At 41.9% G+C, this 22,367-nt stretch carries 23 protein-coding genes and 1 riboswitch; all 23 genes read right to left on the bottom strand.

Annotation, left to right across the window (positions count from 1 at the left end):
• Window positions 1-14: 14 nt before the first annotated feature.
• Window positions 15-1,013 (bottom strand): rod shape-determining protein, encoded by a 999-nt coding sequence (mreB, locus tag J2Z32_RS17860; RefSeq protein ID WP_342453977.1) that lies wholly within the window; start codon window positions 1,011-1,013, stop codon window positions 15-17.
• Between the two features lie 272 nt (window positions 1,014-1,285).
• Window positions 1,286-1,570 carry a sporulation transcriptional regulator SpoIIID gene (gene spoIIID, locus J2Z32_RS17855; RefSeq protein ID WP_210090550.1) on the bottom strand — a complete coding sequence of 95 codons (285 nt, stop codon included), beginning with the start codon at window positions 1,568-1,570 and terminating at the stop codon, window positions 1,286-1,288.
• A gap of 216 nt (window positions 1,571-1,786) precedes the next feature.
• Window positions 1,787-2,530: a M23 family metallopeptidase gene (locus J2Z32_RS17850; protein WP_210090549.1), complete on the bottom strand. Its 744-nt coding sequence runs from the start codon at window positions 2,528-2,530 to the stop codon at window positions 1,787-1,789.
• 60 nt (window positions 2,531-2,590) lie between these two features.
• Window positions 2,591-3,778 (bottom strand): stage II sporulation protein D, encoded by a 1,188-nt coding sequence (gene spoIID / locus J2Z32_RS17845; protein WP_245251583.1) that lies wholly within the window; start codon window positions 3,776-3,778, stop codon window positions 2,591-2,593.
• A gap of 165 nt (window positions 3,779-3,943) precedes the next feature.
• On the bottom strand, window positions 3,944-5,287 hold the full coding sequence (gene murA, locus J2Z32_RS17840; protein WP_210090548.1) for a UDP-N-acetylglucosamine 1-carboxyvinyltransferase: 1,344 nt from the start codon (window positions 5,285-5,287) through the stop codon (window positions 3,944-3,946).
• A 266-nt stretch (window positions 5,288-5,553) separates the two neighbouring features.
• Window positions 5,554-5,799 carry a DUF1146 family protein gene (locus J2Z32_RS17835; protein ID WP_210090582.1) on the bottom strand — a complete coding sequence of 82 codons (246 nt, stop codon included), beginning with the start codon at window positions 5,797-5,799 and terminating at the stop codon, window positions 5,554-5,556.
• Window positions 5,800-6,024: 225 nt separating this feature from the next.
• Window positions 6,025-6,438: a F0F1 ATP synthase subunit epsilon gene (locus J2Z32_RS17830; RefSeq protein WP_210090547.1), complete on the bottom strand. Its 414-nt coding sequence runs from the start codon at window positions 6,436-6,438 to the stop codon at window positions 6,025-6,027.
• 61 nt (window positions 6,439-6,499) lie between these two features.
• Window positions 6,500-7,900 carry a F0F1 ATP synthase subunit beta gene (gene atpD / locus J2Z32_RS17825; RefSeq protein ID WP_210090546.1) on the bottom strand — a complete coding sequence of 467 codons (1,401 nt, stop codon included), beginning with the start codon at window positions 7,898-7,900 and terminating at the stop codon, window positions 6,500-6,502.
• A 73-nt stretch (window positions 7,901-7,973) separates the two neighbouring features.
• Entirely contained in the window at window positions 7,974-8,834 is an 861-nt protein-coding gene (atpG, locus tag J2Z32_RS17820) for an ATP synthase F1 subunit gamma (protein ID WP_210090545.1), read from the bottom strand.
• A 146-nt stretch (window positions 8,835-8,980) separates the two neighbouring features.
• Window positions 8,981-10,495 carry a F0F1 ATP synthase subunit alpha gene (gene atpA / locus J2Z32_RS17815; RefSeq protein WP_210090544.1) on the bottom strand — a complete coding sequence of 505 codons (1,515 nt, stop codon included), beginning with the start codon at window positions 10,493-10,495 and terminating at the stop codon, window positions 8,981-8,983.
• A 15-nt stretch (window positions 10,496-10,510) separates the two neighbouring features.
• Window positions 10,511-11,059: a F0F1 ATP synthase subunit delta gene (locus tag J2Z32_RS17810; protein WP_210090543.1), complete on the bottom strand. Its 549-nt coding sequence runs from the start codon at window positions 11,057-11,059 to the stop codon at window positions 10,511-10,513.
• Window positions 11,056-11,547, bottom strand: coding sequence for a F0F1 ATP synthase subunit B (gene atpF, locus J2Z32_RS17805; RefSeq protein WP_210090542.1), 492 nt, complete (start codon window positions 11,545-11,547; stop codon window positions 11,056-11,058). Before atpF ends, J2Z32_RS17810 begins: the two co-directional genes overlap by 4 nt.
• Window positions 11,548-11,688: 141 nt before the next feature.
• On the bottom strand, window positions 11,689-11,901 hold the full coding sequence (gene atpE / locus J2Z32_RS17800) for a F0F1 ATP synthase subunit C (RefSeq protein ID WP_210090541.1): 213 nt from the start codon (window positions 11,899-11,901) through the stop codon (window positions 11,689-11,691).
• A 97-nt stretch (window positions 11,902-11,998) separates the two neighbouring features.
• On the bottom strand, window positions 11,999-12,766 hold the full coding sequence (gene atpB, locus J2Z32_RS17795; protein WP_210090540.1) for a F0F1 ATP synthase subunit A: 768 nt from the start codon (window positions 12,764-12,766) through the stop codon (window positions 11,999-12,001).
• Between the two features lie 32 nt (window positions 12,767-12,798).
• On the bottom strand, window positions 12,799-13,176 hold the full coding sequence (locus tag J2Z32_RS17790) for an ATP synthase subunit I (RefSeq protein ID WP_210090539.1): 378 nt from the start codon (window positions 13,174-13,176) through the stop codon (window positions 12,799-12,801).
• A 378-nt stretch (window positions 13,177-13,554) separates the two neighbouring features.
• Window positions 13,555-14,697, bottom strand: a complete 1,143-nt coding sequence (wecB, locus tag J2Z32_RS17785) for a non-hydrolyzing UDP-N-acetylglucosamine 2-epimerase (protein WP_210090538.1) — start codon at window positions 14,695-14,697, stop codon at window positions 13,555-13,557.
• 50 nt (window positions 14,698-14,747) lie between these two features.
• Window positions 14,748-15,377 (bottom strand): uracil phosphoribosyltransferase, encoded by a 630-nt coding sequence (gene upp / locus J2Z32_RS17780; RefSeq protein ID WP_210090537.1) that lies wholly within the window; start codon window positions 15,375-15,377, stop codon window positions 14,748-14,750.
• A gap of 183 nt (window positions 15,378-15,560) precedes the next feature.
• Complete coding sequence (locus tag J2Z32_RS17775) at window positions 15,561-16,811, bottom strand: serine hydroxymethyltransferase (protein WP_210090536.1); 1,251 nt, start codon at window positions 16,809-16,811, stop codon at window positions 15,561-15,563.
• Between the two features lie 57 nt (window positions 16,812-16,868).
• Window positions 16,869-17,459, bottom strand: coding sequence for a TIGR01440 family protein (locus tag J2Z32_RS17770; RefSeq protein ID WP_210090535.1), 591 nt, complete (start codon window positions 17,457-17,459; stop codon window positions 16,869-16,871).
• 69 nt (window positions 17,460-17,528) lie between these two features.
• A riboswitch (ZMP/ZTP riboswitch) is annotated at window positions 17,529-17,610 on the bottom strand.
• Window positions 17,611-17,671: 61 nt separating this feature from the next.
• Window positions 17,672-18,235 (bottom strand): low molecular weight protein arginine phosphatase, encoded by a 564-nt coding sequence (locus tag J2Z32_RS17765; RefSeq protein WP_210090534.1) that lies wholly within the window; start codon window positions 18,233-18,235, stop codon window positions 17,672-17,674.
• A gap of 74 nt (window positions 18,236-18,309) precedes the next feature.
• Entirely contained in the window at window positions 18,310-18,870 is a 561-nt protein-coding gene (locus J2Z32_RS17760) for a manganese efflux pump MntP (protein ID WP_210090533.1), read from the bottom strand.
• A gap of 103 nt (window positions 18,871-18,973) precedes the next feature.
• Window positions 18,974-21,001 (bottom strand): Na+/H+ antiporter, encoded by a 2,028-nt coding sequence (locus J2Z32_RS17755; protein ID WP_210090532.1) that lies wholly within the window; start codon window positions 20,999-21,001, stop codon window positions 18,974-18,976.
• Window positions 21,002-21,036: 35 nt separating this feature from the next.
• Window positions 21,037-22,320 carry an L-threonylcarbamoyladenylate synthase gene (locus J2Z32_RS17750; protein WP_245251581.1) on the bottom strand — a complete coding sequence of 428 codons (1,284 nt, stop codon included), beginning with the start codon at window positions 22,318-22,320 and terminating at the stop codon, window positions 21,037-21,039.
• Between the last annotated feature and the right edge of the window lie 47 nt (window positions 22,321-22,367).

Genomic DNA, 22,367 nt, shown 5'->3' with positions numbered 1-22,367 from the left:
TTGTTATCGGCAAATTAGAATTTTTTCTTAATAGCACGATCAAGATTATCTAGCATAATGCCTGTCCCTTTTACAACACAATGCATTGGATCCTCTGCAATTAGAACAGGTACACGTAGCTCTTCAGCAAGCAGCTCGTCCAATCCATTAAGCAACGCGCCACCGCCTGTAAGAATAACACCACGGTCGATAATATCAGCAGACAACTCTGGCGGAGTACGCTCAAGCACAGATTTTGCAGCAGCTATGATCGCAACTACAGAGTCATTTAAAGCTTCTTGAACTTCTGCAGCAGTAACTGTAATCGTAAGTGGTAGCCCCGATACCATATCACGACCACGAATATCCATTTCGTCCTTGCGACCAGAAGGATGAACAGTACCAATGCCAATTTTAATATCCTCAGCAGTGCGTTCACCAATCATAAGCTTATATTTAGTTTTAATATATTTAATAATCGCAGCATCAAACTTGTCACCAGCAATCTTAATGGAGGAAGCTGTGACGATATCTCCCATCGAGAGCACCGCCACATCTGTTGTACCCCCACCGATATCTACGACCATATTGCCACTTGGCTCATAAATATCCATGCCAGCACCGATAGCTGCGGCTTTAGGTTCTTCTTCCAAAAATACATCCTTAGCACCACTACGTTCTGCAGCTTCACGAATAGACTTTTGCTCCACAGACGTAATATTTGTTGGTGCACAAATTAGAATGCGTGGACGGCTATACCAGCTACGCGCCCCCACCCGATCAATAAAATGCTTAAGCATCATTTCTGTAATTTCAAAATCCGCAATAACTCCATCTCGAAGCGGACGAATTGCCACGATATTACCTGGCGTACGACCTACCATTTTTCTCGCATCTTCACCTACTGCAAGTACACGTTTTGCATCGCTATCAATGGCAACAACAGACGGTTCGTCTAATACAACACCTTTTCCTTTAACATGTATAAGCACATTCGCTGTACCTAAATCAATACCGATATCCTTACTCATTATCGTGATCCCCCAAAGCGTATTTTATTGAACCTAACATTCTGCATAATTACATGATGAGCGGGTCTAACCGGTTTAATCAAATTCATGCAAAATGTACTGATACGAGAGTGATTTACAGAAAATTTAATATAGATCGATGAAATTCTGCAAAATGGCCAAGATTTCAAGGAATATCGATAAAATTCCACATTCTCATACCATATTTAAAAATACCATACTTTAGGGGGTTTATTCAATAAACTTCCACGATAACGAAACAGAATATTTACCCTTTATTTTGCCGAGCTAATCACCTCTCGCTCTTCTTTTCCCTTCTTCTTGTATTTTATCTTAGTTGCTTCTCCCCCGCGCAGATGGCGGATCGACTTATGATATTCAAGTATGTTCTTCACCTGATCTGCTAGGTCTGGATTTATTTCAGGTAGACGTTCTGTTAAATCCTTATGCACCGTACTTTTAGAAACCCCAAATTCTTTGGCAATTGTTCTAACTGTGTGTTTGGTTTCTACGATGCAGCGGCCAATTTTAATTGTACGTTCCTTGATGTAATCATGCACGCTCCCGCCTCCCTATTCGAGATAGTTTGGTACATTATATGAGGGGCGTGACTATATATTCTTTGTTTTAAAACGTGACAAGCTTGGTCAAGCCTGGTTTTTGCAATTTTTATGATAAAAATAACTTGTACATCCTGCGTAGTAACAGCATTTTTAAAAAGTTGTACAAAATAAAAAAAGCAGAGGGCAAATTCCCTCTGCTAGCGTAATTTTAAATTAATTTTGAGGAAGTACAGTGGTTGGGTTCACCAATTCATCATTTTCATACACAGCAAAGTGTACATGATTTCCAAGGTCCTTCTCCATTTCATTCCGTCCAGCTGATGCAAGTTTGTCACCAAGCTTTACTTCCTGACCTTGCTTCACTGCAACATCGGTTAAGCTTTCATACACTGTTTTTAAATTTTTAGCATGTGTAATTTCTACGACATACCCTAAAACCGCATGATCCTCAACTCGTGTTACTTTACCACTCATTGCAGCCTTAACTTCAAATGGCTTACCATCCTCACGCGCTAAGTCAATACCTGTGTTTGGAATAAATGTATCGTTGTATTGCACTAATGCTGCTTGATGGTCTTCTGGTGTTCCTTCTTTTTCATAGAACGGCTTCACAATTTTAACCTCTTTGGCATTTGCAACCGGCCATGCAAAATCTTCTGAAACTGCCATCGTATTTACTGTTTTGTCACTACCATTATCTACTTCTGGTGAGCCCCCTGCTGGTAGCGTTGCGGAATTTGTAACTGTAGTATCGGATTGAAGCGGTTTGTTAGAACCGGCATCCTGATAGACCCATACTAAAGTTAATATAATTGCCGCTGCTGCTACATAAGCTGCTGGATATACCCATCTCTTAGATAACAGTTTCTTCCATGTGGATGTGGTTGGCTCCGTTACTCCTATCGAATTTTTAGGAGATTCCTCATGGTTCTGCTTTTTTTGGTTTTCTTCTTTCATTTGATCATCACCTCAATAACCATTGTTACCGAGGGCTAAATCTTTTATACTCCCAATATATCATTTTTTTGAAAGTTTATTTGAGAGTAGCTTCTCTACCTGATCGAAGGAAATACCAGTATAGTAATATTTTAATATTTGCGGCGCGCTATAGCCACTACGTGCCATCCCTTCCGCTCCCCATTGACTCATCCCTACGCCATGACCATAACCATAGGTTGTAATCTGTATTTTATTATCCTTATAGCCAATCTTAAACTGACTCGAACGCAAATCTAATTTCTCTCTTACTTCTCTGCCTTTCATTCTAATACCATTAACGGAAATCTCTTTTACTTTTCCCCCTTTAGTAGTAGATAAAGTTTTGAAGAGACTAGCTATCGATTTTTCTGACATGGATGTGGCCGGAATAGCAGGGGGACTCAAATCTAGCTTACGAAACAATTCATCAAGAGAAAAGCTCACGGTCACCTCGTTATTTTCCTGTAGCTTGGGATCCCATGGGCTAGGAACACTCCGTAAATAAGGAACGGCTTGGCTCCAATAATCCTCTGAATTTTCCGTATATCCACCACTCGCTGAAAAAAAAGAGGCTGTAATTGGTTTACCTTTATAAGTCATAATAATGCCTTCTGTTTCTTTCACTGCCTGCTTAAGCTTCGCTAGCTTGTCCCCATTCCCATTACTAGACCAGCCTGCTAGCTCCTCCTTCGATATATAGGCCTGGTGTGCAACTGTATCCGTTACATCTGCCTTATTATCAGGAACACCACTAACATCACCTGCCGCGAGTCGTCGTGCGATAAAAGTACGCGCTGCAACCGCCTGTGCCTTTAAGGCTTCTAGCTTGAACTTGGCAGGCATTTCCGCTGCAATAACACCCATTATATATTGTTCTAGTGAAACAACCTCAACTTGTTTTGTTTTATGCAAATATACACTTATCGTTTGCTTAGGAGAAAGTAGAGCACCTGTGAGTCCAAATTGAGATAAAACCTGCTGTTCACTCTGAATTTCTTTATTTGATTTACTAGCGTGTATTGGTTTATTTGTCTTGGTATCTTCTTGCACATTAGAATCAGTAGGGACAGGAAAGGGTCGACCAAGTGTAAGTAAAGCTGGAATCACGATAGCTAGAGTTACGATAGCTAGACAGCTCATGAGGTGAGGGAAATATTTATAGCGGATAAATCGGCGATAGGCTTGGCGTAACGATTGCAACGAATGGTAGCGTTTATTTAATGACATCTATTGATTACCTCCATCATCTGTGACTGCTATATTTATAGCCTATGATTTTGAAGGTTTTAATAGAACGAAAAAGTAGGGAGATGATTTATTTGTCAAAATAAAAAACAAGTCTGCAATTTGAGAAACCTTTTGCAGACCTGCTCCGTCTTAATTATATACAAGTTACGCCAAAGTTGGCTGAATATTGAGCTTTTGGAACACTTTCTTATTCGTAGCACCTTCAGCAGCCGCTGATTTTGCATCTTCATTTAGACTAATCCGATAAATGTCTGCGCCTAAACCAGCTAATTTCTCTGCTAAATGTACATATCCACGATCGATATGATGTGTACCGCTAACCTCAGTAGTGCCTTCTGCGACAAGTCCAGCGATAATTAAGGCTGCGCCTGCGCGAAGATCAGTAGCACATACTTTAGCACCGCTAAGCTTAGACCCACCCGTTACAATCGCACTGCGACCTTCTACTTTAATTTCTGCGTTCATTAATTGAAATTGCTCCACATGCATGAAGCGATTTTCAAATACAGTCTCAGTTACAACACTTGTTCCTTGGGAAATCAATAATAAGGCCATCATTTGAGATTGCATATCTGTTGGGAATCCAGGATAAGGTAATGTTTTTACATCCACTGCTTTTAACGGCTTATCCGCAATAACACGAATTCCGTTTTCTTGAGCATCAACGGTAACGCCCATTTCTTCAAGCTTAGAGATCACTGGACCTAAATGGTCTGCGATAGCTCCTTCTACAAATACATTTCCACCCGTCATTGCTGCGGCAATCATAAAGGTTCCCGCCTCAACGCGATCTGGAATTACGGTATGATCTGTACCACGTAGCTTTTCTACACCCTCAATACGAATAACACCAGTGCCTGCACCACGTACAACTGCACCCATACTATTTAAATAGTTAGCGAGATCAACAATTTCAGGTTCCTTCGCTGCATTTTCAATTACCGTAGTTCCTTCAGCAAGGGTTGCCGCCATCATAATATTTTCAGTAGCACCTACACTCGCTACATCCAAATATATTTTAGCGCCATGCAAACGGCCATTGGAACGAGCTTCAATAAAACCTTGACCTAACGTAATTTCTGCTCCCATCGCTTCAAAGCCTTTTAAGTGCTGATCAATGGGTCTAGTTCCAATCGCACAACCACCTGGAAGAGAAATACGTGTATATCCTTTTCTCGTTAACAAAGGGCCCATGACAAGAAAAGACGCCCGCATTTTGCGCACCAGCTCATAAGGTGCTTCACAGGAAGCTATATTTTGTGCATTAACGGTAATAACCTCACGGTCATAAGATACCTCTGCACCTAACGCTTCCAATACTTTATTAATGGTCATTACATCATCCAAAGGAGGCGCATCACGAATAATGCTAATTTCCTCTTCTCCTAGTAGTGATGCTGCAATGATCGGCAGCACTGAATTTTTTGCTCCGCTAACTTTAACGTTCCCGGTCAAAACATTGCCACCGCGGACGATAAATTTGCTCATCTTGGTTCCCTCCGCGCGTATCATTTTCTCCTTAAAATCCCCTAAACTTCATAATAGCATTATATACCCCATACATACAAGGCTCTATTGCTGTCGAATAAACTCATAATTAAAACACTAATGTCGCATTCTGAAATATTATGCCACATTCCATAAGTAATAAGATATAGTCCTTATTCCCCATTGTTAGCAATTTGTGCTGATGTTATTCGACAATTTTAGAACCAGTTAGCTCAAAGACTGTAGGTCTAACTACATAGATTATGTCAAAACATGTAACGTAGCATGATCGTATAGCTTAAATAGTCGATAACAAAGGCAGCTACAAAATGACCGATGATTATGGCAAATAGCAATTGCAATAATTTACCTTGTGCTCCTTGTGGATGTCGTATGAATAATTCCCATTTCACATTTTGCATGGCCCACCAGGATAATCCAATACAAATTAAAGAAACAATAATTGCAGTAAGACCACTTATTCCAGCCATCCCTTGAAATGTATCTCTCATCTCCACCGCTAAGTGTACCTCCTACTCATGTATATATCTATGCTACTCACCTAGCTTTTGTTAATCCTCTATAAAAATAGTGACCTTATATATCATACTTGGACTTGTAATAATAATCCAGTCCTAGTTTGTCATTGAGAGGGCTTACACTATATATTTTTTGAAATATTTTTAATATTATTTCTGAAAAAAGACCGGACATCCTTAAAGATGCCCGGTATCCTTCTATTCCTTTGTACGACTAGATACATTAATGCGAGTGATCGCTCTCTGTAAAGAAAGCTCTGCCCGACGATGATCAATACGATCTTGATTGCTACGTGCGGATAAACGGCGTTCTGCACGTTCACGTGCTGCCTTGGCGCGCTCGATATCGATTGCTTCAGGTAGCTCTGCACTCTCAGCAAGAACAATGACCTTGTCGCCTTGTACTTCAACAAATCCTCCATGTACCGCGATGGATATTGCTTTACCATTTATCTTCGCAGTAATAGGTGCAACTTGAAGTGGAGTGACAAGTGGAATATGTTTTGCTAAAATCCCTAGTTCTCCTTCAAGACCACGGACAGCTAAGCTATCCACCTCTTGCGAGAACACGACATGCTCTGGTGTAACGATTTCTAATAAAAAGGTACTCACCTATTATCCCTCCTATTCGCGGGACAGTTCATTTCTGAAGTATCCGCCTTAACGGTTTCTTCTACAAGGTCTTCGCTTTTTCAACAGCTTCTTCAATTGTACCTACGAACAAGAATGCTGCTTCAGGAAGATCATCATGCTTACCATCAAGAATTTCTTTGAAACTACGTACAGTTTCAGCAATAGGTACATATTTACCTTTGAAGCCAGTAAATTGTTCAGCTACGTGGAATGGTTGTGACAAGAAGCGTTCAATTTTACGTGCGCGAGCAACGATCAATTTATCGTCTTCAGACAATTCATCCATCCCCAAGATCGCAATAATATCCTGAAGCTCTTTATAACGAGCCAATAGTTGTTTAACGCCTTGCGCAACGTTATAGTGCTCTTCACCTACGATTTCTGGTGCAAGCATACGAGAACTGGATGCCAACGGATCTACCGCTGGGAAAATCCCTTTTTCAGAAATTTTACGTTCCAAGTTCGTTGTTGCATCAAGGTGAGCAAACGTTGTTGCAGGAGCAGGGTCAGTATAGTCATCCGCAGGTACGTAAATCGCCTGAATTGATGTAACCGAACCCTTTTTCGTGGAAGTAATACGCTCTTGAAGCTGACCCATTTCAGTTGCAAGTGTTGGTTGGTAACCTACCGCAGATGGCATACGTCCCAATAACGCGGATACTTCTGAACCAGCTTGAGTAAACCGGAAAATATTATCGATGAACAGAAGCACGTCGCGGCCTTCTTCGTCACGGAAATATTCTGCCATGGTCAAACCAGTTAACGCAACACGAAGACGTGCGCCAGGTGGTTCGTTCATTTGTCCGAATACCATCGCTGTTTTGTTGATAACGCCAGAATCTTTCATTTCATGGTACAAGTCATTTCCTTCACGAGTACGTTCACCTACACCGGCAAATACGGAAATACCACCATGCTCTTGCGCGATATTGTTAATCAATTCTTGGATTGTAACGGTTTTACCTACACCGGCACCACCAAACAATCCGATTTTACCACCCTTAGCATAAGGAGCTAACAAGTCAATAACCTTAATCCCTGTTTCAAGGATCTCAGATTGGGTTGATAACTCTTCAAATGAAGGAGGTTGACGGTGAATTGGCTTTCTAGCATCTGTTGCCACATCGCCTTCATTATCAATCGTATTACCAAGTACGTTAAATACCCGGCTAAGTGTAGCTTCACCTACAGGTACGGAAATTGGTGATCCCATGTCAATAGCTTCTGTTCCACGAACGAGACCATCTGTTGTAGACATTGCAATACAACGTACAAGATTATCACCAAGATGGTTGGAGGCTTCCAAGATTAAGTCGCCAGCACCATTTTCCGCGTTTGGATTCACAATTTTAATAGCGTTAAAAATTTCCGGAAGTTGTCCACGTTCAAACTCAATATCAACAACCGGACCCATTACGCTAACCACGCGTCCTTTGTTCATTTATGTTTCCCTCCTAAAAATCCGTACTATTACGAATCAATCTCATACATCCATGTACCAAATATGAAATTGATTAGCTCTGCGCATTAGCGCCAGCAACAATTTCCGTAATTTCCTGGGTAATTGCAGCCTGACGAGCACGGTTAAACGTCAAGGTAAGCTCACCAATCATTTTTGTTGCATTTTTTGTTGCGCTACCCATCGCTGTCATTTTTGCACCAAGCTCACTTGCTTTACCTTCCAGAAGAGCACCAAAAATCAGAGTTTCTGCATATTTTGGCAACAATACTTCAAGTACTACCTCAGGTGAAGGCTCATACTCATAGTTTGCCGCTGTTCCATGCACCTCTACACGATCAAAAGGAAGCAATCGTTCGATTGTTGGAACTTGTGTGATGGCATTCACAAATTTGTTATAGCACACATATAGCTCATCATACTCTTCATTTTCAAAGCCTTGAACAGCAGCGTAAGCTAATGATTTGATATCAGCGAATTTAGGGGTATCCGTCAATTCTGTAATTTCATTCACGACTGGAAGCTCACGACGATTAAAGTAGTCCCGACCTTTACGTCCGATGACAAACAAGCCGTATTCATCTTTGGAGGCATGACCCTTTAATTGGTCCATTACTTTACGCAATAGGTTAGTGTTATAACCACCTACCAAGCCACCATCAGACGTAATAACGATATATGCCACACGCTTAACTGGACGAGTGACTAACATCGGATGAGTAATACCATCAGAACCTGCTGCTGCAATACTAGACACGACTTCCTTTAGCTTCTCAGCATAAGGACGAGAGGCTTGCGCTTTCTCTTGTGCTTTTCTAAGCTTTGCCGAAGCAACCATTTCCATCGCCTTAGTAATCTGACGTGTACTTTGAATACTTTTGATCTGACGCTTAATTTCACGAATCCCTTTTGCCATGATTTCACCACCTCAAAACTTTAACTGAAGGTTAAAGTTACTTCGTAAGCATTAACTTTACTTCGTAAGCATTAACTTAAACTTTGACGAGGTCAAAGTTACTTCGTAAGCATAAATCTATATTTCACAGCTATTACGCGAAAAAATTAATGAGAGGATGCAAATCCACGTTTAAATTTCTCGATTGCTGCTTTTAATGCTGCTTCGTTGTCCGCAGTTAAATCCTTAGTATCTGTAATAGATTGCAACACTTCTGGATGCTCGCTATCTACAAATGCTAAAAATTCTGCTTCAAAACGTCTAACATCGTTTAATGCAATGTCATCAAGATATCCTTTAACGGCAGTGTACAAGGACACAACTTGCTTCTCAACTGGAAGTGGTTGGTTAACACCTTGCTTCAGGATTTCCATCATACGAGAACCACGAGTCAAACGAGCTTGTGTTGATTTATCAAGGTCAGAGCCAAATTGAGAGAACGCTTGAAGCTCACGATATTGCGCCAAGTCTAGACGCAAGGAACCAGCAACCTTCTTCATCGCTTTGATCTGTGCTGAACCCCCTACACGGGAAACGGAAATACCAACGTTGATCGCTGGACGTTGACCGGAGTAGAATAGGTCAGACTCAAGGAAGATCTGTCCATCTGTAATGGAAATTACGTTCGTCGGAATGTACGCCGATACGTCAGATGCTTGAGTTTCGATAAATGGAAGTGCTGTAATGGAACCTCCACCTAGCTCATCACTTAGTTTAGCTGCACGCTCTAACAAACGGGAGTGCAAGTAGAATACGTCACCTGGGAACGCTTCACGACCCGGTGGGCGACGAAGCAGCAAGGACAATTCACGATAAGCTGCTGCTTGCTTAGACAAGTCATCATAGATGATCAGCACATGCTCACCTTTGTACATGAAGTACTCAGCCATAGCTACACCAGCATATGGAGCGATGTACAAGAGTGGAGATGGCTCAGAAGCAGCTGCTGTAACTACGATGGTATAATCCAAAGCGCCATGACGACGTAATGTTTCAACCACGTTTACGACAGTGGATTGCTTTTGACCGATAGCAACATAAATACATTTTACGCCGTTGCCCTTTTGATTGATGATCGTATCGATCGCAATCGCAGTTTTACCTGTTTGACGGTCACCGATAACCAACTCACGTTGTCCACGACCGATTGGAACCATGGAATCAATCGCTTTAATCCCTGTTTGCATTGGTTCGTGTACAGACTTACGATCAATAACGCCTGGTGCGTTATTTTCAACTGGACGGAATTCCGTTGTTTCAATTGCGCCTTTACCATCAACAGGTTGGCCCAATGGATTTACAACACGTCCTAGTAATGCTTCACCAACTGGAACCTGCATAATTTGTCCAGTCCGCTTCACTTGATTCCCCTCACGAATGTCGCTGTATGGTCCTAAAATAACGACCCCGACATTAGATTCCTCTAGGTTGAGGGCAAGACCAAAAACGCCGTTTTCAAACTCAAGCAATTCGTTTGCCATGGCGTTCTCAAGTCCATGTACACGAGCAATACCATCACCAACTTGAATAACGGTACCAACTTCGGCCACTTCAATTTCTGATTTATATTGTTCAATCTGACTTTTAATCAGTGTACTGATTTCTTCAGGTCTGATACTCAAGTGTTTCACCCCTATCTACAGTGCTTGTCTTCGAAACGACTTCTCAAGCCGTTTTAATTTACCAGCCAAACTACCATCATACAATGTATCACCAATTCTGACCTTCATCCCGCCCAATAGCTCCGAGTCAATTTCATTAATGACACGAATCTTTTTGTTTAGTAAAGCGCCAAACTCAGTGGCTACATTGTCCTTTTCCTGCTCGCTCAAAGGATATGTTGTATAGACAGTAGCATTAGCCAAACCTAGTGCATCACTAGTGATTTTGATATAGCTGTTCAAAAGCTCCGGCAAAATCTCTACACGACCTCGTTCTATAATCAATTTCGCTAATGATAAAACAGGCTTAGAAACCTTTTCTTCTAATCCAGCCGCAAGAACCTTCCATTTCTCAGCTTCAGAAACGTTAGGACTGTCAATAAATTGCTTCACTAGCTGATCTTCATTTAACACGACCACTAAGCTACGAAGTTCATCCTCAGTTTCTAAGGTGCGACCTTCCTGTGCTGCAATTTCATACATTGCTTTAGCATATCTGCTTGCAACTACAGCCTCGCGACTCATGATTTTTTACCTACCTCTTCGAGATATTGATCAACGAGTTTTTCTTGCTCTGCCGGATTAGTTTCAACCTCACGTTGAATTAATTTAGATGCGATATCTACGGAGTACGAACCAATTTCAGCACGTAATGCCTCCACTGCTTTGTTACGTTCACTTTCGATATCACGCACTGCCTCTGTTTTGATACGAGTAGCATCGACTTTAGCTTGTTCAAGCAAATCTTTAGCTTGCTTGCTGCTGCTTTGCTTCGATTGCTCGATAATTTCAAAGGCTTCTTGACGTGCCTGTTTAAGCGCATCTTTTTGCTCTTCTACGTATACAGTAGCTTGTTCTCTGGTTTTCTTTGCTTCCTCTAATTGGCCAAGCACCAGTTCACGACGTTGCTCCATAACTGCAAATAGCTTCCCAAATGCAAACTTATTCAATAGCCAATACAAGATTCCAAATGCAAGCATGGTAATCAAAATATTTTCCCATAAGACTGTCAACTGATGGCACCCCTTTCCATTAAGCACTATGGTGCTTCGTGTAGAAAATATAGATTGTTAGCTTTCTGTTACTACTCAACAAATCTACATTTTAAAAACGAAGGCGCGGATGGCATCGGCCGTCCCCGCCAAACCTTATTATTAAGAAAACATGATTAGGAATGAAATTACTGTTGCTGCCAAAGGAACAACCTCTACGATACCTACACCGATAAACATTGTTGTTTGAAGTGAGCTTGTAGCTTCTGGTTGACGTGCGATAGATTCTACTGTTCTACTTACGATCATACCGTTACCAAGACCTGCACCAAGTGCTCCTAGACCAACTGCTATTGCTGCTGCTAAAAAGTTCATTTAAAAATCCTCCTTAGAATTTGAAAAGTTTTTTTAATATAATAACTCTTTCATATGAACATCATGATGTTCCTTTAGAGTTTATTAATGTCTTTCCTTAATGCGCCTTCTCATCATGGATTGTATATTGAGCAATATACACCATGGTTAGAATGGTGAAAATGTATGCTTGAAGTCCACCTACGAAAACACTGAACCCTTGCCATAATCCCATGAACGGAATACCAATAAATTTCAATTTAAGAATTACGGTAATCAGTACCTCACCTGCAAAAATATTCGCGAACAACCGGATAGCAAGCGCAATTGGCTTCGATAAGTTCTCGATAATATTTAGAGGCAAGAAGATTGGGAATGGTTCAATAAAATGCTTGAAATAATGCTTGCGATTATTTCTAATACCTAAATAGTTCATCAGGATGAAGATAATCATCGCTAAACCTGCAGTCACAGAAATATCAGCGGTTGGTGATTTCCACCACATTATCTCGGCATGTGCTCCGCCTGATAAACTTCGAGTTGCCTCAATCACATAACCAAAAATACTGACCGGTTCATGTGCTTCTGTGGCAATACCTAGTGGCAAACCAAGCAAGTTAGATACAAAGATGAAAAGAATAAGTGTTAAACCTAAAGATAAATAAGGTCTTCCCTTCTTTGAATCCATGGCACTTCCAATAATCCCTTGTACAAATTCAACGATCCATTCCATAAAGTTTTGAATCTTAGATGGATTTTCAACTGACAGGTTTCTTGTTGCCAACCAACATAAAACAAATACGATAATCATCGTAACAAGCAACATTAAAACCGCAGACAGATCTAGGTGAAAGCCTCCAAGGTTAATAATTGGTGCATCATGCATAAATATGATTCCCTCCTTTCGCTTTAGACTGGTTAAGACTTGTTCCGAAGCGATACAAAAATACCGACAGGGATCGTAAGAAGCTGTGGGACAAATAGCGCACAAATCGTTGCTTCCATAGATAAAGTATCAAGCCTAAATGCAACCGCAAAGGTAAGCACCACAAGACACATTCTCGTTAGAAAGCCAAAACTAAAGCGACTATTCTCCTGAGTTACCACAATTTGAGCTAGTCTACGTACTCTGTTAGAAAGATAGGTGGTATTCACCAAACCAACAACCAGACCCAACATAACTCCAGATAGGATAGTTCGGTGTGCAGGAAGAAAAGCCCATCCCATAAACAAGGCAGATAATATAATTATCGTGATCCTCGTTACGGTCACAGTAATGGAGTGTAACTGATCCATTTCATTCCCTCCATTGACTTTGATCATTAAAAGTCCTGCATATCAGTCACACGCATATAAAACGATAACCCTTACCAGCATATACCGCTTTGCTCCCTTATTATAATCGGAATTTTTTGGCAAGGAGTTTATGCATGGAGCTACATTTTAGAAGATTGTACAAAATTCGACACAATTCTACCGCTATTGCAGCTTGTTCATAAGCCTTTAAGCTTATTTCAACTAATCCCAACTCATTTTACTGAATGTGACGACTTTTTGTCAATTACTTAAAAAAGCAAACAAATGTGATAATGATCACTGTGAAAGCGTCAAACCATACAGTTCATATGTATGGTCAGTGCTTCTGGACTAGAACATTAGTACTTTTGTTCCATTTTATACCTTAAATTCCTCAGGACGCTCACTTACTACTCCAAAATGATGTAAAATTGCTTCCACAATTCTTCTTGATGCATGCCCATCTCCAAATGGATTGGCTGCAAGACTCATCTTGTTATAGGTTTCCTTGTCACTGAGCAATACCTTCGTACGTTCATAAACCATCTCCTCATCGGTGCCAACAAGCTCTAGCGTACCGGCCTCAATCCCTTCTGGACGCTCTGTTGTGTCACGCAAGACGAGTACAGGTACGCCATGTGTAGGCGCTTCTTCTTGCAGACCACCAGAATCCGTTAGGATCAGATGTGTATGTGGATAGTAGTTATGCAAATCCACAACATCAAGAGGGTCGATGAGCTTAATTCTAGGATGATTTCCCAAGTGTTCATACGCCGGAATCTTAACCGCAGGGCTTGGATGAACAGGATAAACGATGGCAATATCCTCAAATTCATCTGCAATTCTACGGATTGCACGGAAAATGTTTAAATGTGGTTCTCCTTGCGATTCACGACGATGAGCCGTCATTAAAATAAGGCGTTTGCCTTGGGCCCATTCAAGCACAGAATCCCTATAATCGGGCTGTACAGTATATTGAAACACATCTATTACTGTATTGCCTGTGATATATATGCTTGACTTTGGCTTATTTTCCTTTAACAAATTCCCAGCTGCACCTGAGGTTGGCGCAAAGTGTAAATCAGCTAAAACACCCGTTAATTGACGGTTCATTTCCTCTGGATAAGGAGACATTTTATTCCACGTGCGCAAGCCCGCTTCCACATGTCCAACCTTAATTCCTTGTAAAAAGGCGGCATAGCTGGCAAGGAAAGTAGTGAGTGTATCTCCATGCACCAACACAATATCAGGCTTCGCTTCACGCAGCACTCCCTCCAAGCCTTGGAGCACACGAATTGTAATCTCGTTTAACGTCTGGCTTGGCTTCATGACATCCAAATCATAGTCAGGTTCAATTTTAAATACATCAAGCACTTGGTCCAGCATTTCACGGTGCTGTGCGGTTACACATACAATTGATTCAATATGTTCAGGATGCTTTTGTAATTCGAGAATAAGTGGCGCCATTTTAATCGCTTCAGGTCGCACACCAAATATCGTCATCACTTTAATTTTAGACATAATGGCTTCCTTTCCATAGATTATCTCTTATAGTCACCTACAAGGGTATATTACTTCGTTCCGTATAGACGGTCACCAGCGTCTCCAAGACCTGGAATAATGTAGCCATGTTCATCTAATCGTTCATCTAAAGCGGCGACATAAATATCAACATCAGGATGCGCTTCATGTACGGCTTGTACACCTTCAGGTGCTGCAATAAGATTCATCATTTTAATTTGAGTACAACCACGATTTTTAAGTGCATCAATCGCAGCAATCGCAGATCCCCCAGTAGCTAGCATAGGATCAATGACAATAAGCTCGCGCTCTTGTACATCTGTAGGTAGCTTCAAATAGTACTCTACAGGCTGTAAAGTGACAGGATCACGGAATAGACCAACATGCCCCACCTTTGCTGCTGGTAACAATTTCAGAACACCATCAAGCATACCAAGTCCCGCTCTTAAGATTGGAATTAGCCCAAGCATACGTCCTGCAATCACGCGCACCTTCGCTTCTGCCACTGGAGTCTGTACTGTAATTTCCTCTAAAGGAATTTCGCGCGTAATTTCGTAAGCCATCAATGTAGCTACTTCATCTACTAATTCACGAAAGTCTTTCGTGTTTGTCCGCATATCGCGAATCATTGTAAGTTTGTGTTGGATCAACGGATGATCGCATACCACCAATTTTGGCATTGTTAGTCCCTCCGGTATATTGCTGAGTCTTTTTCTACAAATCCCGTTTATTATATCACTGTCGCTAAGCGAATGCCATGAGCATACAAACAAAAACCTCTAATCACAATGTTCATTATGACTAGAGGTTTGTTTAACAACGGTAGAGTAGCTTCAACTATTATGAGCTAGGAGCATCCTCTTTTATTCGTAGCGAAGTCCTGTGTAAATCGGGAACTTAGCAGCTAATTCTGCTACATTTTTACGAGCCTCTGCTAAGCTTGCTTCATCCTTCGGATTTTTTAACACAAGTGCGATCGTTTTACCAATCACCTTCATCGCTTCCTGATCCATACCACGGGAAGTCACCGCAGGTGTACCTACACGAATTCCACTTGTTACAAATGGACTTGTTGGATCAAATGGAATAGAGTTTTTGTTTACAGTAATACCCACAGCATCAAGCACATGCTCAGCGTCTTTACCTGTAATATTCAAATTACGCGTATCGATCAGCATTAAGTGGTTGTCTGTACCGCCAGATACAAGATTTAAACCTTCTGCAATAAGTGTTTCCGCTAAAGTTGCTGCATTATCAATTACATTTTGTGCATATGTCTTAAATTCAGGTGCTAAGGCTTCACCAAGCGCTACCGCTTTAGAAGCGATAACATGCATCAATGGTCCCCCTTGTGTACCAGGGAATACCGCTTTATCAATCGCTGCTGCCCATGGCTGACGACATAAAATCATACCTCCACGAGGTCCACGCAACGTTTTATGCGTAGTTGTGGTCACAAAATGTGCATGAGGTACTGGATTTGGATGAAGACCCGCAGCAACTAAACCTGCGATGTGTGCCATATCCACCATAAACAATGCGCCTACATCATTCGCAATTTGACCTAGCTTTTCAAAATCGATAATACGCGGATAAGCACTTGCTCCAGCTACAATTAGACGAGGGCGATGCTTAAATGCTGCCTTCCGTACTTCATCATAATCAATCAAGAAGCTATCCTCTTGAACGCCATAGGAAACAAAATTATAAAGTAAGCCTGAAGCATTTACAGGACTACCATGCGTAAGGTGGCCGCCATGAGAAAGGTTCATACCAAGTACCGTGTCGCCTGGCTTTAACGCTGTCAAATAAACCGCAAGATTCGCTTGTGCACCAGAATGAGGTTGTACGTTAGCATGGTCTGCGCCAAACAATTCCTTCGCACGGTCGCGAGCAATATTTTCAACAATGTCCACATGCTCACAGCCACCATAGTAACGTTTTCCCGGATAGCCTTCTGCATACTTGTTCGTTAGTACAGAACCCATTGCTTCAATTACTGCTTCACTGACGATGTTCTCAGAGGCAATTAGCTCAATATTGTTTTGTTGACGATGTAGCTCTAAATTCATTGCCTCTAATACAGCAGGGTCCTGCTTCTTCAATTGATCCATGTTCCATTTCCTCCCGAATAAGTGAATTTGATTATTTATGATAAAGTTGTTAATACCTTACTCACAGCTACTTGTATTACCAGATGTCTCTGCTTGCGCATATTGCGCCCTTGCCCCACCAATAAGCTTCGGACGAGTCCAAGCGGCGTTTACTCTAGCGTGACCAATAAAACGAATGTAGGTTCTTACTGGAACTGCAACAGGGCGAAGATGCATACCAATCATCGTTTCACCAATATCGATGCCCGCGTCAGCTTGAATGCTCTCAGCTAAACAAGGAGTATTCATCAATTTGTACGCAGTTGCTGCCATTGAACCCCCAGCGCCAGGAATCGGCACCGCCGCAACCTCTGTTAAATTGAACTGCCGCAAAACTTGACGTTCGACAACAAGCGCACGATTTAAATGTTCACAGCATTGAAAGACAAGATGCAGCCCAAACTCGCGGCTTACCTCCGTTAATCCTGCATACAACTCTGCACCAATGTCGATTTGACCGGCTGTTCCAATTTTTTTGCCCGCCACCTCACTTGTGCTAGCTCCAATTACGACTAAGCTACCTTGACCAAGATGACCTACTTCAACTAACTCCTTTAATACAAGTGTTGCTTGCTTTGCAATTTGATCTGGTACGAAAGCTGTTTCCATTTCTGCAAGTCCTTTCTCATATATCTCTATATTTTGAAAAAAAGAGCAGAACACAGGTAACTGTGTTTTGCTCTTTGCCCAGGCGACCGGCCGTATGTTCCGATGCTCCATCATGGTATACTCCATTTCGTCGCCAGTTACATCGGATCCTTGCTATCTTCATTAAGAATAAAACATGATAGCAGTAAAAGCAACCTTGATTTTTTGGCAGTTTACTCAGTAAGCTTGTCCAATAGCTTATTAATCGCTTCTGTAATCTCCTGAGCTACAATATCATAATCTTCTCTTGAGCCACCAAACGGATCTGAAACATCATAACCTGGCATCGCATGGTATAAATCTCTAAGTCGCTCTAACCGCGCGGGCTCAAGCTCCTTTCCGATCGCCTTATTCATTTCAAATTCAGCCATAAGCTCACGTAGTTCAGTTTGCTCTGTATCCTCTGTCACGTATTCCTTTAAAATATATGTCTTCTCCACTGCCTCTGGAAAGCTCTGAATAACGTAACGACGATGAGCACTCGTTAATGTTAAAATGATATCCGCCCATCCTACTAGCTCTGCGCTTAATTGCTTAGAACTGATCTGATCTGTGATGCCTTGATCTGCGAGTACACCTTGTGCATGTTTCGAAATCGGCATCCCGTCCACCGCAGCTACACCCGCAGAAGACACCTCAACCTCAAGCTTGCGCTCCGCTGCTAATTTACGTAATATTCCTTCTGCCATTGGGCTACGACATGTATTCCCTGTACAAACAAATAAGATTCGCAGCATTGATTGTTCACCCCCAGAAGCTTGTCTTGTTTTGCTACACTTATTCGTATAGTTTATCAAATTCGTATTATTAATCAAAATATAAACAGTAGTCCAAATGCTAACAAGATGGCGCCGCCCACCGCCTCACCATATTCCCCTAAAGAACGACCTACTTTTTTGCCTAACATTAGACCCATCATAGACAATAAGCCACCACAAAATCCAAACAACAAGACGATAAGCCACAGATTGGCATGAAACATCCCTAGTGTGATCCCGATCGAAAAGGAATCAATGCTTACGCTGAGTGAAAACAATACAATACCAAGAAAGGACTGGTGGGAGATCATCTGAGCTTCCCCCTCCTTCATTGCATTATAAATCATATGTCCACCAAGTAAAGCTAGTAAGCCACCTGCCACGTATTGTGATAGCTCTCCTAGCAATCGACCTACATATTGTCCAGTTGCTACGCCTAACAACGGCATTAATATATGAAAAAAAGCAACAACACTTGCTATAAGTAGAATTTCTTTTTTACGAATCCCTTTCATTCCGATGCCAATCCCCAATGAAAAGGCATCCATACCTAGTGCTAAGGCCATCAATATAATTGTTACCCATTCACCTAGATAAGCATAAGCAACTGCCATTATCTTTTCCCCCATGTTCACTAGTCTTGTACAACCTATGCACAAAGGAGGAAAATCAGACCTTATCAGAGCTAAAACAGACATTTTTTCTTCAGCTTTTCTTCTATTCTTCTTCTAAATCAGAATACAAAATGCCCGCTTCGATATAATTAATGTATTGACGAAGCTTAGCAGCATAGGCTCGCGTAATTTCACCACGCTGGAACATATGCTGAATTTCATTTCGTTCTGCTTGAATGGCAGCTATTTGTAGCTCATTTTTGTGCTCACTAAACCATTCATCCTGCGCCGATCGTGTCATATCCTGCTGCTCCAATCGTGCAATGAGATCCTTATAATGCTGAATAATGTTTAACCCCGCAACTCGATTGGTCACATTCATCTGACCTTTTATCGCTTTAATTGCAGCTTGAGAAGACACGACCCGAACTTGTCTTAATCGCTGCAGATCACATTCATGTAATTCAGCTTGCTTTTTATAAAACTGTTTAAAGAGCAGTCGACGCAAACGAATCCAAGAAACCATGATCAACATTTTGAAACGACTAGAAATAATCATCTCCATTTGATTCATCGTTTGTTCAATTCGCTGGGCAAGCTCTCCTGTAAGCTCTTCATTATCTATCATTTTTTGAATGGCAGCTCGTTCCGCCTCAAGCCCAATCATTCTAAGCTTAATCTCTTGCTTATGACGTTTTGCGTCAGGGATTTCTTCTTCATTGTTCTCCAATTTTCTCAACCGTTCCTCATATTGTGCTACAACGAGATTGGCAGCAAAGCTATTTTCTGGGGTCGTTTGTTCCCGAATAGCTACAATACCCGCTTTAAGCAAAGCGGCCTTAGCCTCATCCTCACACTTAGCTTCTTCTGCGGCATGCTCCGACGGGTTTTGAGATAGGAGCGGAAGCATGACACTTGCGATCACTAATGAAAATAAAATGACACCAGCCGAGATGAAAATAATGAGATCCCTCTCTGGAAAAGGGGCACCTCCTGATATAACATAAGGAATTGACAATGCTGCCGCAAGGGTGACTGCCCCGCGTACACCTGACAAGGAAATGAGCACTGAAGACATGAGCTTCGGTTTCCCCATCTGTTCGCCACTCCCCAGCAACCAAGAGCCTTCCCAAAATAAATACACCCAAATAAAGCGGATTAAAATCAAGGATAAAGAAATAATGCCGATAAACCCTAACACTTGAAGGTTGCTATAATCAGGATTTTGCCAAATCGTTGCCGTCGCATCTGGGATTTGCAATCCCATAATGACAAACACGAGTCCATTTAAAATGTAAATGATGACGCTCCATGTATTTTTAGACACAACCTGAAGCTCCGCCTGAAGCGATTCTGTACGATCACGCTCAATCGCATGCACAATTCCACCTGCAACCACCGCTAAAATCCCTGAAAACCCTAACTCCTCCGCAAATAAATAAATGACGAAGGGCGTGAGTAGCTGTAGAAGCATATGGATCGTCACATCCTCCATCCCAAGTCGGCGTAAGAATACTCTTAACCATACAATAAGAAAGGAGACAACAACCCCACACACAAACCCTCCAACAGCAATATAAATAAAGCTCCATGTCGCTTCACCTATCGAAAATGTGCCTGTGACCATCGCCGCAACTGCAAATTTAAAAGCAACCAGTCCTGAAGCATCATTAACAAGCGATTCTCCTTCAAGCAAGCGTAATATGCCTTTAGGTAGCGATATTCTCCCCGCTAAAGCACTAACAGCTACAGCATCTGTAGGAGATAAGATCGCGGCAAGTGCAAATGCGGCTGGCATCGGCATCGTTGGAATTAACCAATGAATCAAATAACCACCAGCAAATACAGTTACAAATACAAGCCCTAATGCTAACAACAATATAGGCGAGCGCAAGTTCCACAATTCTTCTCTAGGCGTTCTTTTTCCATCGTTATAAAGTAGCGGAGCAATGAACATGAGCAAAAACAGCTCCGTATTTAGCTCCATATGTATGCCTGTAGGGAGCAATGCAACTCCTGTTCCTAATACAATTTGGAATAAGGGAACCGGAATAAATGGAATAAAGCGATTAAGCACGTTAGAAAGCCCAATTAATATAAGCATAATGAGTACAATTTCAAACATCTCCATAGGCGATCACTCTCCTTTCGTTTTTTATATAAAAGTTAAAGATCAACGATCCGATGGCCCGCCGCCTTTAGCAACCGATTCATAATTGCAGCGCCAACCCCTTGCTCTGAGCAACCTTCTGCTAATATAAAAGTGACCTCTTGCTCGTCCATTGTTCTTAATGCATCATAGAGCCGATGAGCCGCCGTTTCCAAATGCTTCATTGCCCCTAAAGAAACCACTACATCTGCATCATAGTTGGCAATCTGTTCTTCAAACGCAATTACACCAGTCTTTTCCTGTTGTGCCTTGGCTCGTGCTAGCCCTGCCTGAATATAAGTGGAAATTTGGTTAGGGTCTTCCCCTCTAACAATGTATAATTGCCCACGTGGTGCGTAATGCTTGTATTTCATGCCTGGTGACTTAGGTGTCACAGAAGCTTGTTCCTGATTTTTGTTTGATGCATTTTCCATGAAGAAGCTTTTTATGTCATTTTGCAGTGTTCCGTCAGGGTTTAGGTTCGTTGTATCTACTAGCAGAGCTGGATCAAGCTTAACCTCACCTAATTGGAGCGCAGATAGCTGCTCGATTGTAATTCCACCTGGGCGAAGGATCGTGATATTCCCTTCTTTTTCCACCTGCACTACTGTAGATTCGACACCAACTCCCGTTGCTCCTCCATCCACGATTCCAGAAATTGATCCAGCTAAATCCTCCCCAACATGTCTTGCTTTTGTTGGACTTGGGCGACCAGAACGATTCGCACTTGGTGCGGCGATTGGGCAGTTAGACGCTGCTATAAGCTGTAATGCGATCTCATGATCAGGCATTCGTACCGCAACTGTAGATAAGCCTGCTGTGACCAACGGCGAAACAGCCCCCTGCTTTACAGGGAGCACTAAGGTTAACGGTCCTGGCCAAAAATGCTGGATCAGTACCTCTTCGGTTTTATTTATACCCATCACCAATTCAGCTAGCTGCTCTTTTTTCGCAATATGGACGATAAGTGGATTGTCAGCGGGTCTACCTTTTGCAGTAAAAATACGCTGTACCGCTTCTGTATTTCTTGCATCTGCCCCAAGCCCATATACGGTTTCTGTCGGAAATGCAACAGTCCCCCCATGCGCAAGCACCTCCGCCGCTTCTAGCATCGCTGCTCTAGCATCCTCTAGCTCACCTGAACTGTCATCAACGTAATTTTCATCATGACCTTCGCCCTCATAGCTTAGATCAAAGCTAGAAACTAGGGGCAACACATTCCACCAATGTGTCTCTCCCCAGCCTTGCTTGTCGACAGCCTTAAAATTATACTGTTCACCATTGTTATCTGTACTTGTCAATTCTATCATCCCGAATCTATGTCAATTATAGTTTAATAATATTAGAT

This window comes from Paenibacillus turicensis (assembly GCF_017873435.1).
GTDB classification, from domain to species: domain Bacteria; phylum Bacillota; class Bacilli; order Paenibacillales; family Paenibacillaceae; genus Fontibacillus; species Fontibacillus turicensis.
Note: the sequence above shows the minus strand (reverse complement) of the source record. Positions and strands in the feature narration are given on the sequence as shown.